The sequence below is a fragment of the Acinetobacter endophylla genome (assembly GCF_053543775.1).
Map to the genome: position 1 here is coordinate 1 of NZ_JBLVOM010000249.1, position 12,787 is coordinate 12,787.

Consider the following 12,787-nt stretch of genomic DNA (forward strand, 5'->3'; position numbering starts at 1 on the left):
CCGCTGCCTCTGACCATTAACTGTAATATTTTACGAGTAATGCCAGAATTACATCCTAGATAGCTCAGAGCATGGTCACCAATAAACTGACGTTTGCAGTCTTTGCATTGGTAGTTTTGTTTCCCATCTACTTTGATGCCATTTTTCTTTATACTGTCACTGAGGCAGGTTGGACATTTGATTTCTAGAGTTATTTGCATTTCTCTATTTTATCAAAATTCAACCTGCTTTTTTTTAGCATACTTTTTGATACACCACCCGAACAACTTCTACCAGTAAAAAATTAACCCCGAAAAGTTCAATGTGTTTTTCAATCTCTTCAACAGGGATTTCCAACTGCATTGTAGATACGAGGCTTTCTACGTGGACCAGTGGCTTACCAATTTGCTGTAACTTTTCATAAAGCTCATTTGCATTCATGGGTTGGTTCAATCCGTTTTTTATATTTTATTCAGCACAGCCAATGTCGCATTGAGCATATCGACTGAAACCTCTAATTTTTTTGCTAAACGGGCCATGTGGCCGTCATCAAGTATTCTTAATGCCTTATGTAATGAAGTATAGTTTTTTAGCTCTGAAAACTCTTCAATTTTTTCATTGATATAGACATCATCTAAACCAGCTTCTTCAAAACACTCAATTACAGATAAGCCAACATATGAAAGTTTCTGTTTTTTAACATATGTTGATTGTTTTTGGTCTATTAAACCAAGTTTCACAGCAATTTTGTGGCTTTCACCACGCTTAGGTAGTCGATTGTTTGTGATGACCCTTGTATTGAAAAATTCTTTTTTTACTTGTTCAAAAGTCTTAGCCATTACGGGCACCATCAAAAGTTAATTATTTCGATCGTTTACGATATATCTTTAGAAGTACAAGAAGCGAATAAATTATTAATCTTGGTTCGCTCTAGCGCGTGGATGTGCATCTTTATAAGAACTAATCAACGTTTCGTGATCTACAAGAATATATACTTGTGTCGAAGATAGTGATTTATGACCTAGCATTTCCTGAACGGCGCGAATATTTTTTGTTTTGTTATACAAGTGCGATGCAAAACTATGTCTCAAAGCATGAGTACTACCAATATGTCCAGAACCATGCGCCTTTAACAGAGCTGTAATGCATGCACCTAAATGGTTTTTCGCAATATGTTTGCCAGATGGTGCAATGAATAAATATCCGCAGTCTTCTACTCCAGCTTTTGAAATCCAACGATTACGAACTAAAAGCCAAGTAGAAATAGCCTCTAGTGATTTTTTTCCTAAAAAAACAATCCGTTCATTATTTCCTTTACCCAATACCTTTAGTTGCATAGCACTGAGGTTGATATCACTTAGTTTGATGGCATGTAATTCAGAGATACGTAAACCGCCAGAATAAGCAATTTCTGCAGCTGCTAGATCTCTTAACTTTTGATTATTGTATTTCGGATTTAATGGCGTCTTGTTATCAAGTATCTCATTCAACGTATTCACGGCGATCGGGCGCGGTAAGCTTTGATTTTTGAACTTAACCCGAATGTCAGAAAAGAAGTTTTCAGGTATATATTCCTTACGCAGACAATAGTTCAGGAAGTTTTTTAAAGCTGATAAATTTTTGTTGAGTGTTCTTGCAGAAACAATATCAACATCGATTCGATGCAACCGAAATGATGTGATGTAATCGCGGTCTAGTTCCAATAGATGTTTACCTTTAAAAAAAGGCATTTCTAACATCAAAAGTAAGCTCTTTTTGTATTCATTAATTGTCATGTCGGACTTATTTTCAAGCTTCAGGCTATCCAGCCATTCTTGAATCAATTCCTCATTCGTCATGCTATGCATGGAAAGGTTTTCCGACATAATAATGCTTAAAGCTCTTGGATGGTTTTTTCTAGCTGAACCTGTTCGTCAGCCTTACTTAATTTTATGACATTTTGCACAATATCCATATATTCTTTTACTGATATTTTGCCATCTGCTTTCGCTGCGTCCACAGTTTTGCGTAAAAATGGATTATCTGAATATTTTTGGAATAAAGTGAAGGCTTTAAGGTCATTCAACGCGTCTGCATTAATTGAGCCATTAGAATGTTTAATGATGCAATTTTTCACCTGGTTTTCAGGTGTTTTGATGTAAGTAACTTCGGGCATAAATAGTTTGTATTTTGTAACCAATTGCACCTCATTAGAAGCTAAGCAACTGTATACAATTTGCGATATTGGTTCTTTTGGACCACTAACACTCCACCCTCCCGTAACCATTAAAAATGGGATGTTTGAATACGGGTATTTGAATGTATCATCAACCAGCTTATTAAACTCATATGCTGTCGATAGGTAGCGATCGTTTGTAAAAACATCAACATGTGACATATCCTTCGGAACTTCTGTGCATCCCCCGATCATGATTACAGATGCAATTGAAAGAAGTAATTTCTTCATAGTTCTAACCTTAATTAGATATCCTTTCTAAGTTACAAGTAACTTTTGCTTAGGCTACGGTTAATATTTATCCAGGAACAAAATAAAGCGGTCGATAGTGACCGCTATATACATTAGAAATTGAATTTTTCAGTGTTGTACGCATAGATTTTATTAATATCAATGCGTTTACCTTGCATGGTTGTTATTGCAGTTGGTTGGAATTTAATTGCAAGATCTTTAATTTCAACGTCTTTCCATTCTGGCATGGAAGACGGTATATCAATAGTGCGGCGCTCTTTGGTACGGGTAGCTGGTATCCAGTGGTTTAACTTAACCATTGAGTCACCTAACAATGTACCTCTTTTGCGATCAACAATGCGTAAGTTTCCTTCCACCGAACGTATTTTTAAACCAGAATAGTTATCAATTCCATAAGTAAATGTGTTTTGGTTTTTACCGTAAAAACGTACTGTAAATTGATCGCGCATATAATAATCGTAATGTGCTTTTAATACCTGAAGCATAGTTTCACGATCTACAACATTTTCGACAATATCTTTGTCAGTACGTAAGGACTGCAGTTTATTAAGTGCTGGTTCAACATTCAATTGTTCGTCTGATACGTTTGGATTAACTAAAGGGTTACGTTGAGGGTAGAAAATATCGTTTAAGTAAGCTGTGTGCTGAACTAATAAATACATCGCTCGTTGTCGAGTATTCATCTGTTGATAAAGGTGAGCTGTCGCTTTGTATCGTTGATTTGAATTGTTCTCAAAATAGCTATCAGACAGTTTATATTCGCTGATTTCAGGTGTAAGGCCACCAGCAACAACATTAAAGTTTTTAGATGGCGTTAAAAGCCCCACGTAAGCTTCTTTAAAGTTTGGATTTGGGGTTGGTACATCATCATAAGCAAAAGCAGTATGTGCTATTACAGTACCAAGGATACCCACCATCGCAGTTTTTAATAGTTTCATTCAGTATTCTCTGTATAACTTTAAAAGGGTTTTATGTTTGAAAGTATAATACTTTATTTTTGTGCATTTAAAAAACCACTATTTAAACTTAAAGTAAAAATAATAATATTTCTTAAACCTATTTAACGCCATTCGTTAAACTATCGCTTAATCTCATTAGTCTTTTAAAGGTCAGGTAGTTTTTTGGTAGTAGTTTAGAATTAAGCGTTAAATTTGAGCATTGATCTAAGTCAATTTGGGCATTTTGATCGATAGGAAAGAGTTGTCCTTGATATGCAAAACCAGTCGAATTTTTAGCGATCGACTCAATCAAAAATACACCGTATTTATCTTGTTCCGTGGCCACTGTACTTAAACCACCTAAGGATGTAATCAGGTTTTTAAAATATCCTGGTATTGCGTTCTTAGTGCGTAAGAATTCTATTTGATTTTCAAATGCTTCAGGTGTGAGACATAACATAAAAGCATTTTTCTTTTCTTCTGGCGTTTCAAATACCTTGCCATTGGTCCACGACAGGATATTCGGCTTGAATACATGCAGTACTTCAACCGATTTAAGAAGATCCGCTACATTTGTTTTATGTTGTTCATCGGCTTCAGGCACAAACTGATTTTTGGTATATACCGCAGTACAAAACCACTCATAATCAATTAGCTGATTATCGGCATCTAATGGTTCATACAGCAAATACACGGCGCTATCACGCTTAATGGCCAACAGTGGTGATACTGCATATTGTTCTGCAAACTGAGTGATTGCATCCAAGAGCTCACTTGATATGTTGAGTTTTTTGGCATTGAATTCATCGCAAATTAACAGTAATTCTTGAGTGAGTGTTGGTACCACGTTTAACGGCGAACCAGTCTTGTTCAGCATCTCGTTAATAGCATTCTCAATTGCCCCTTTTGTTAGGCTATTGATGAACTGCAGCTGCTCTAATGAGATCCCTTCATGATCCAAAGCCTGTATGACCAGATCAAAAGCATGACGAATTTTCTTCTCAAAATGGTTTGCGTACGATAATCCCCAAGCGTCAGAAAAAAATGAGACTGTTTGTTCTGTATAGCTGGTATTCATTAGGGTTTTGGCAAGTTGCGCGTTACCGATTAAGTCACTTTCATCTTCTAATTTTTTACGCAAGTACTTCTCAATACCTTGTTTGCGAACGTACTGGATCTTCTTCAGGTTTTGACTTGATAGCCAAGTCTTATATTGCGATACAGCATATTGAATGTTCATATCGGCATATGCAGTAATACGGCAAGGTATACCATCAAAGAACGTTGGTAGAAGCACCTGTAAGAGCTCTAAATCACAAAGAGAAGCATAGATAACGCCGTCAGCCACTTCAAGGTCTGTAATCTTCACTGAGAATGAGTGAATACCGACTCGAACCAGTATTAATTTATCGGTATTTATTAGCACCGCATCATAAGAACTTTCACTGGTGATATTGTTTGCTTTAACCCATTTTTCCCAATGGTTAACGATATGGCCAGAAAGCGCTTCACGAGTATCGAAAGGTTGATCTAGATCTGCAGTTGCACTTATGAACGTATCTAAGCTAAACGCATATCGTAAAGGCTTTAGCTCGATATATGTCTCAATCGCTGTTGTATGTTGCTGAATACCATTAGTAATGCTTTGGAGCTTCAGTGCATAGTTCAAAGCCTCAAGCTGGAGCACTTCATCATCACCGATCTGCTGAAACACCGATGTAGCATATGAAAAATTAGTTTGTTCGCCGTGAATATAACGTCTTTCTTGCCCAATCTGCAGATACAGATTTTTGGCATCAGATTGGACTAAATCTAGGTAATTTTGTGGCTGAAGATCCTGAGCAAGTTGCGTAAAAGGTATTTTAATTTTTGATACTTTAGGTGCTTTTTTTAAACCTTCAATTGATGTCGGAAATTCAATAACATCTAAAATAAAATCTAGGTTTAAAGTTTTAACATCTATGATCAAATGGTTTTTATAAAAACGTCCAATCAGGTTATTAAAAAAACAAACTTGGGTTTTATGGTTTAGCATAAATATACCTTTATGAATCTTAAAGATCATCTTATAATAGTAGTATAAGTTTTAATACTATTTATCATGTGGTATTTTTAAACAAAGATAAAACTTTTAGTGAGTTGTTTCATGACAGAATCAGTTGTACCAAATAATAGCGCTTCAGAGAACGCACAAATACCAGGTACGATCGGAACATCAGCCGTTGCAGAACACAAGGGCGATAGTTTTAACGGCACAAGCATCATCACGATTGGTCGAGTTGACTTAAGTAGTTCTATTGAGCCTCTATTTGTACCAGTCTCAACATTGTGGTCCATCACACCGGGTAATTATCCTTTAAGCGCAGAAAATATTAAAAACTGCACGGCAGTACGATTTGAGGGTGAAGAACTACTTACCCAAAACTTCGCATTAGGCTCAATTGTGGTTTATAAAATCAATGGTGTTTTAGGGAACCATGTAATTGTGGTCAGTGAGGATCGAGACGGCGGTAACGATAACCGTGCGATTTACTGCAATAGCTTCAATACAACATGTAATATCTTATCTCAGTACGGTATTGCCTTCGCTGAGCTATATCGCCGCAAAGTATTAGAGCTTGATCAAGTCCTCTATACCAACCTCAATAGATCCCTTTTACAAACTCTCTATGCAGAAAATGAAACTGACGTTATTGATTTAGAGTGGAATACAAAGCACCACCCTACTCTATACGTTCATGCGTCAAACTTAGTTGCATCTGAAGAGCACGGTTTTGTGAAATATGATGGTCGTATGGCTGGTATTGGTACCTTTTCTACAAAATGTCTAACTGCAGACCGTAACGGCAACTTAATTAAACCAGAGCTAGCCTTCCTCAATAACATTATTGAAATTAATGTTACTGAAAAAGATGCGTTAGAGTTCTTGAATTGCTCTATTACGAATAACCGCTTCTTTTCGCGTATGGTTGATCAACTCAAAAGTGCTGGTCGTAAAGAATATGACTTCATCACGAACAACATTGATTTCTTCGCCGTACATGTGAAGCTTAACCTTGAAGAAGATCGTCCTAAAATTACGCGAATGGTTTTAGCACCAGATTTACCAATTCTGGAAAACTATTTGTATAAGCAATACGATCCAACCTACCTTGGTGAAGCCGTTGACGACTTAATTCAGTAATACAGATCTAAAAAAGCTAAAAGCCTACAATGTAGGCTTTTTTAATGCAAAAAGGAAAAGGCTTAATAATTACGGAATCCCAACCTGAATAACTGATATTTTTAGCGACCAAAGATCAAACTAAATAAGTACCCAACCCCTTCACCTTTCATACCATTAGCAATATGAAAAGCAATAGCTAAACAGATGATGACCGTTCCATAGAAAAATAGGTACGGTGCTAAAACACCTTTGAATTTCTTTTCCATTTGATCATGTAATGTGTATTTGATCGGAGCGGAACTTTGATTACGACTATTATCACTTGGAGTATCACGATCTTCTGACTGAATAAGATTGCGAACTCTAGGAGCAACACCCTGATCCCAAGAATATTCTTTAAGTTTTAACTTGTTTACTAGGTATACAATATCATCACTAGCAAGACTAATCCCCTTGGTATGGAGTCTAGACAAAGTATCCACTGAATTGGCAATATCGGTAACATAAAACCACTTTCTTACCGAATGAGACAAATCCATTTGCGTACTAGATAACTCATTCAGGATGATGCAACCACTAATAAAACCTAAGTTTTGGTCGGTAAACAATTCAGCACTTTTGAACCACTCTAAAACAGCAAATCTGTTCTTCCGAATCTGAACAAATGGATTAATCTGAGAGCCACCCTGAACCTCAAGCTCACCATTAATCTGCCATTCCCCATTTTCCGACCCAACCAGATTGCCTGAATAGTTTTTTAGGTCAATAACAACGATTGCTTCCTTGGTGAAAGCAATAACATCAATTTCCTGACCTGACCACATTGTGTTATAGAACAAATAAATCCAATCTTCACTATTACCCCAATGAAGCTTCAATTGGGTTAATAAGTCTTCAAACATTTTTTGTTCATTTTTCAGGTGGCTAACATCACCATAATACGCATGAATAGTCATTATTAATCCTCATCCGTATAAAACAAAACTTCACCGCATTTAGCACAAGAGTTGCGAATTTTGTAAGTATTGTTTTTTAAGGCATATCTGCGAATTGATGTACTTTCGCAAAAACAACATTTCACGATATTTGTAGTCACAACACATTGAGGGTATTCAGTCTTATACCATTCAAGTGTTTGCGTGTTACGAACAAAGCGCTGTCTCTGCCACCCAATTTTCCCAATTGTTCCGTGGTAATGGAAATACAATCCTGCTAGAGAGAAACCACCACCCCAAACCAAAAAGAACAAACCAGAATTACCACCCATCAACACGTAGTTATAAATTAGCGCTGTGAAACCCACCGTCATAAAAAGACCAGTGAATATACTTGAAAAAATCACCTTTTCATTCCACCTAAAGTTTAAAAAATACTGCTTTCAATTAATTTCTAATAACAAATTCGAAATAATCACATCAACCCAATGCTTCTAATTTTCGAGCAATATATTGGTTGATTAAAAGTCAAGTTCCGAAATTTATGGTTTGAGCAATTTCATGATCCAACTATTGCTGATGCTGTAATGGACCCCCAAATGTCAGTTCCAATTTACTAAGCGACAGTTTTATAAAATATCAATAAAATACATTCAATATTCTAAAGAACTGTGCGACAAATTTACTAATCAATGTTGCGATAAGACCAAAAAATTACACTTAACTATGCGACAAAAATAGCAACAGCTAATGTGCAAACAAACACTAGCGTATATTTTGTCGATGTATAAAACCATGAGTAAATAAGCTCATTTTTCTCAGGTTTATTGTTTAAGAGCTTTGCTAAACCGAGCAATACACAAATCAAAGTGGTAGCAATAGTTGCAAACCACAGACCTACCTTAAACCCATAAAACAACATTGATAAATTTGTAATTTCAGCATTTGAGTGAACATAAGTCATAAGAAAACTAAAAAAGAATAATCCAATTACAAATTTCCAAATGAAGATATGGACATTTGTTTTTTTCATCTAAATTCCCTTGAGCAAGCCTTATCGCATGGTTGTTTGGAATGTCGCATAGTTAATTAGAACTCACACCAAAATAATGAATAAAACACCCAATACCATGAGGAAACATAAAAAGGCGAATACATATAGGAACAGGTAAAAAATAACTTTAAAAAAATAATATAGTTTGTTCCTAAATATTCCTTACCTGTTTAGTGATTAAGGCGCTTTAAAATTCAATTGGATTTTATAAGTGTTCAAGACATCTGCTATAACAGTACCTTCAGGGATCTCAATCTTATCCCCTACTTTGTATGTGTTCACAAATTGCCAAAACACCGCTTTTTCTTGTGGATCTAAACGAGAAAGGATGTATAGATAAGCAGATTCAAGCTGTTGTTGGCTTGCATAGCTATCTACTGATACTACTGGCGTAGTTGCGAAGTTATAGTTCAATTCATCAAGAAGAGCTTCATATACAGTCGTACTTGCATACTTGCTGTATTTACCCTTGTTTTCAGGAACCGTATAGCCGTGGTTGTAATTGATCATACGAGCAACGTAACTGGCCAATAGTTCCGAGTTTTTAGGGTTTTGCTGTAAATAGTCTTCCAGCTTGGATTTATCAGCTTCGTGCGCCGTTAAAACCACTTCCCCGTTATTAATAACATTCAAGTTAAGTTTAATGCTCTTAATTTTACGAGGCGGTTGTTCAAATTCCGCACCATTAAAGCGATGTTTAACATTGATATAGTATTGTTCAATTGCATTCGCTTTAACTAAGGGAATTGGTGAAGATGATACAATTGGAGTTTGTGAGACTTTAACGGTTGTGTTGTTGGCATAGAGGTGTGCTGATAGCGAGATTGTACCAATCAGTAAAGCTAAAGTACGTTTATTAAATACCATTTTAAACTTTTCCAGTGAAATAGTCGGTGTTATTTGTGAGAACCAGTTTTACTTTTAAAACTACTTCTAAGCTGTCTTTACAAGATTATACTATTTTTAACATTGCATCACTAATAGTCCTTAAACATTTTTAGTTAATTCGTATCAATCACCGTTAAAACTATCTAATATGTTTAAGAAGTTTAAGCACCCTTTAAAATTTGTTGTGTATTAGGTTTATGGAAACGATTTTAAATTCCTTTTTGTTAAAGTCCATAATTTATTCATTATTGTTTTATATAGTGTATAAGTTTGTTTTTGCTTTATGTGGCGTATTTCGCAAACCTAAAACTAAAGCCAAAAAGAATTCAAAAAAAGGCTATCGTAAGCCTCAAAAGAATCAGGAGCTTGTATCTAAAAAAGTCCTTACAAAAGACGAGATTATAATGCTTGATGCACTAGAACAGGTCATTCCATCACGCAACATTTTGGTGCAAGTAAGCATGAGTGCTTTTATGACCACGCAAAACATAAGTACCCGAAATCAGTTTTCTAGGCTTTACGTGGACTATTTGATTGTTGATGAAGACTACAATCCTATATTATCTATTGAGCTTGATGGGCATTATCACAAATATACCCAGGATAAAGATAAAAGGCGTGACGAGCTTTTGAAGAGTGCTGGCATTACTGTCATTAGGTTTAAGGAAATTCCCGACATAAAAGTTATAAGAAAAACCATTTCAAGGTATATTTAGGTATAAATACGATTAACTCTAATTGATTTTAATAATGTAAATGTGTAAAAATGGTTTTGTCGTAAGAGATATTTTGAATTAATTTTCAAATATATTTCTAAAGGTTTAATCATGAACAACTTAACTCGCAATACTGGAACTAATGACATGTTAAATGTATCAAAACCAGAAAATGTTGCTCAAATGTCACCTGTTGAACTTCAGAATTATATTGAAGAACTTCAACAACAACTAGTCGTTAAAGAAAATAAAGCTTTTCACGATGCTGTTAGTGCCATTAATGCAATCATTTCAGAAAAAATTACTGCCGATGGTGTTGTGGACATCCATACACTTAGCGAATATCTAAAAAACAACCACATTGATACCACAAAAGTTGAGCCTGTAAGACGTCAAAAACGTAAGCTTACGCATGAATGGGTTCACCGTGAAAACAACAGCTTACGTTGGGCTGGTCGCGGTCAAGTAATTAAATGGTTACGTGAAGAAATGATTGAAAAGGGTTTTGATCCTTCAGATAAAGAAGCTGTACGTAGTTATTGCGAACAAAATCTAGACCTTAAAGAGATTTAATCTTTAAAACTAGTGAAACCACCGTAAAAGGTGGTTTTTTTTTGCCATTATATAGTGTCGTTAAGCGATACCCTATTCTATTAGCTTTCAGCCGATAACAAGAAAATTTGCAATTGGTATATACTTAAACCGTTTTTATAAAGGTCACGTTATACAACGGACTAGTTTTAGTTAAATTTTGGTATATACATTATAAGTATATGTGACTATACCTTTGCTTATGTTTCGCTGGAGGCGATTAAATGTCATTCAAAACTCTATTATTAACTGGCTTATTATCTGTAGGTTTGGTTTTAGTTGGTTGTAGTAAAAAAGAAGAATCAACATCTCAATCAAAACCTATTCAACCAGATGAACAAATTGACAAAGTAGATCCATCTGCAGACCTACAAGCAGCGCGTGAAGCTTATGTCGATAATGAAAAACCTTCAAAAGTTGAGGGCCACGATTTTGATGCACATCAAAAAACTGCAGAACAAAATCCACCAAAAGAGGACGAGCAAAATGATATGTCTTCTATGCTGAACGCTGCAGCTGCAGATGCTCAAAAACAAGCAGATCAAAACAAATAACAGCACATAAGCTTGGTACATCTTTAAAGGGGATTCGTTATCCCCTTCTTTAATGCGCCTTTAAAATACTTTTTAAATTCCCTTATTAAAACTTAACTAAAACAGTGATTCATTTTAACTAAAAAAACTTTATACCCCACGACTTAGTTATAATTAACCAGTTAAAACGTAATTAGATAAATGCGTTAAGGAGTATTAAAAATGGCATATGAATATAACTCGCAAGATAAGCGGTTTGAATTCCCTAATCCCTACCGAATAGAAAACATTTTTAAAGTGATCGGTGCCATCGTTTTTATGCTGGCTGGCCTAAGCTTAATTTTCAGTGCAAAAGGTCTATTCAGTAACGGTGTATTTGTTGCACTACCACCGCTTATAGTTGGTCTAGGAATGTTCAGTTATGGCGCTCTACTGCTGACCACAGGCTTATCAAACCTAAAGTTCTACTTTGGTCGTGATCAACCAGCCGGACTTGCACAGGAGTTATCCATTCAAGAAACTGGTGCTTATCCTGGTGCAACCGATATTAAAGAGATCCTACGCCAAAGCGCTTTGATTTATGAAGAACCAAAAGGCTCAGTGAACGGGATTCTATATTCACTGTTCCCTAATCTTATTTTTTCGCCATTATTCATCCGTAACGCTGCAGAAGCTCAATTTCAAAATGCGATTGTTTTTCTGATTACCTTAGTGAGTGCTCTAATCGCGTATGTGGGTGCATCACCCAATACAGGTGCTTGGCTTGGGATTGTTTACAACGCCATTATTTTGATTGTTTTATTGCGTCCTATGGCTAATCCGAACTCAGGTGCACAAGAAATTGGTTTATCTAAAGTCATTGGTTTGGTTTTAGTCGCCATTCTTGGACCTGTATTGGTTCCTATCCTTACCCAACATGCAGTTGCACCTATTTGGTTGCCAAGCATGGATAAAGCAATTTTTACGTTAATTGCAGCGCTGATTGCGATTGCGATATTCTTCTTGGCCGTGATTGCTCAAATGGTAAAACAGCCACCACAAGCCAGTGCTGGAGTCGTTCAGGATAGTTTGAGTATGAATTGCCAACCAATGCAATTGTTTGATGAACTTGAACGCCATCTACAAAAGAATTGGGAAAGTGCTATTCCTAACAGAATCTATTCACGCCAGTTGCCAGTTATCAACTCTCGCAGTAAAAACGGTGCTTTTGAGGGTGAGATCTTAGAAGAAACTCAACCAGTGCCAATCAATACCCTTCGTGATATGACATTGAGCTCATGCTTCAAAGAAGAAAAGTATCGCTGGTTAGCCATCCTCAATAGTTTTGGATTGTTAAGTTTTATTGCTTCAGTCGTATTAATGACTATTTTTGCCAAAGGTCTATATAACGGAAGCTATCTGGATTTTAGCGACTTCACTTATGGTTTCTTTGGTGTATCGATGTGGATCTTAGGGAAGTTTTGTTTTGAGCACGGTAATTACCTATGGAGCCGTTTTGACTTTGTATCAAAACTAATATG

The 12,787-nt window shown here is 35.9% G+C and carries 16 protein-coding genes; 5 read left to right on the forward strand and 11 right to left on the reverse strand.

Annotation, left to right across the window (positions count from 1 at the left end):
* The 7 genes from ACNPNW_RS13145 to ACNPNW_RS13175 all read right to left on the reverse strand — a co-directional run.
* On the reverse strand, positions 1-200 hold a 200-nt coding region (locus ACNPNW_RS13145), incomplete at its 3' end, for a transposase-like zinc-binding domain-containing protein (protein ID WP_448766370.1).
* 34 nt (positions 201-234) lie between these two features.
* The gene (locus ACNPNW_RS13150; protein ID WP_005006230.1) at positions 235-420 is read right to left on the reverse strand and encodes a hypothetical protein; all 186 of its coding nucleotides are present in this window, start codon (positions 418-420) and stop codon (positions 235-237) included.
* 20 nt (positions 421-440) lie between these two features.
* On the reverse strand, positions 441-818 hold the full coding sequence (locus tag ACNPNW_RS13155; protein WP_005006227.1) for a helix-turn-helix domain-containing protein: 378 nt from the start codon (positions 816-818) through the stop codon (positions 441-443).
* Between the two features lie 75 nt (positions 819-893).
* A complete protein-coding gene (locus ACNPNW_RS13160; protein ID WP_005006225.1) occupies positions 894-1,826 on the reverse strand; it encodes a tyrosine-type recombinase/integrase in 933 nt (310 codons plus the stop codon).
* Positions 1,827-1,852: 26 nt separating this feature from the next.
* The gene (locus tag ACNPNW_RS13165) at positions 1,853-2,425 is read right to left on the reverse strand and encodes a hypothetical protein (RefSeq protein ID WP_005006224.1); all 573 of its coding nucleotides are present in this window, start codon (positions 2,423-2,425) and stop codon (positions 1,853-1,855) included.
* 113 nt (positions 2,426-2,538) lie between these two features.
* On the reverse strand, positions 2,539-3,384 hold the full coding sequence (locus ACNPNW_RS13170) for a hypothetical protein (protein ID WP_005006221.1): 846 nt from the start codon (positions 3,382-3,384) through the stop codon (positions 2,539-2,541).
* A gap of 118 nt (positions 3,385-3,502) precedes the next feature.
* On the reverse strand, positions 3,503-5,419 hold the full coding sequence (locus tag ACNPNW_RS13175; protein ID WP_005006220.1) for a hypothetical protein: 1,917 nt from the start codon (positions 5,417-5,419) through the stop codon (positions 3,503-3,505).
* Between the two features lie 111 nt (positions 5,420-5,530).
* On the opposite strand from ACNPNW_RS13175, the gene ACNPNW_RS13180 reads away from it, so the two are divergent.
* Complete coding sequence (locus tag ACNPNW_RS13180) at positions 5,531-6,568, forward strand: hypothetical protein (protein ID WP_005006219.1); 1,038 nt, start codon at positions 5,531-5,533, stop codon at positions 6,566-6,568.
* 101 nt (positions 6,569-6,669) lie between these two features.
* Here the strand turns inward: ACNPNW_RS13180 and ACNPNW_RS13185 are convergent, their stop codons facing one another.
* From ACNPNW_RS13185 to ACNPNW_RS13200, 4 genes are all read right to left on the reverse strand, one after another.
* Entirely contained in the window at positions 6,670-7,506 is an 837-nt protein-coding gene (locus tag ACNPNW_RS13185) for a nuclease-related domain-containing protein (RefSeq protein ID WP_005006218.1), read from the reverse strand.
* Positions 7,507-7,508: 2 nt separating this feature from the next.
* Positions 7,509-7,892 carry a hypothetical protein gene (locus ACNPNW_RS13190; protein ID WP_005006216.1) on the reverse strand — a complete coding sequence of 128 codons (384 nt, stop codon included), beginning with the start codon at positions 7,890-7,892 and terminating at the stop codon, positions 7,509-7,511.
* A 317-nt stretch (positions 7,893-8,209) separates the two neighbouring features.
* Complete coding sequence (locus ACNPNW_RS13195) at positions 8,210-8,518, reverse strand: hypothetical protein (protein WP_000753507.1); 309 nt, start codon at positions 8,516-8,518, stop codon at positions 8,210-8,212.
* 198 nt (positions 8,519-8,716) lie between these two features.
* On the reverse strand, positions 8,717-9,406 hold the full coding sequence (locus tag ACNPNW_RS13200) for a hypothetical protein (protein WP_005006214.1): 690 nt from the start codon (positions 9,404-9,406) through the stop codon (positions 8,717-8,719).
* A gap of 218 nt (positions 9,407-9,624) precedes the next feature.
* On the opposite strand from ACNPNW_RS13200, the gene ACNPNW_RS13205 reads away from it, so the two are divergent.
* From ACNPNW_RS13205 to ACNPNW_RS13220, 4 genes are all read left to right on the forward strand, one after another.
* Positions 9,625-10,143, forward strand: a complete 519-nt coding sequence (locus tag ACNPNW_RS13205; protein ID WP_047471608.1) for a DUF2726 domain-containing protein — start codon at positions 9,625-9,627, stop codon at positions 10,141-10,143.
* 111 nt (positions 10,144-10,254) lie between these two features.
* Entirely contained in the window at positions 10,255-10,716 is a 462-nt protein-coding gene (locus ACNPNW_RS13210) for an H-NS histone family protein (RefSeq protein ID WP_005006210.1), read from the forward strand.
* A 242-nt stretch (positions 10,717-10,958) separates the two neighbouring features.
* Positions 10,959-11,288 (forward strand): hypothetical protein, encoded by a 330-nt coding sequence (locus ACNPNW_RS13215; protein WP_005006208.1) that lies wholly within the window; start codon positions 10,959-10,961, stop codon positions 11,286-11,288.
* A gap of 201 nt (positions 11,289-11,489) precedes the next feature.
* Positions 11,490-12,787 (forward strand): zinc ribbon domain-containing protein (locus ACNPNW_RS13220; protein WP_448767037.1); only part of this gene is annotated, 1,298 nt, incomplete at its 3' end.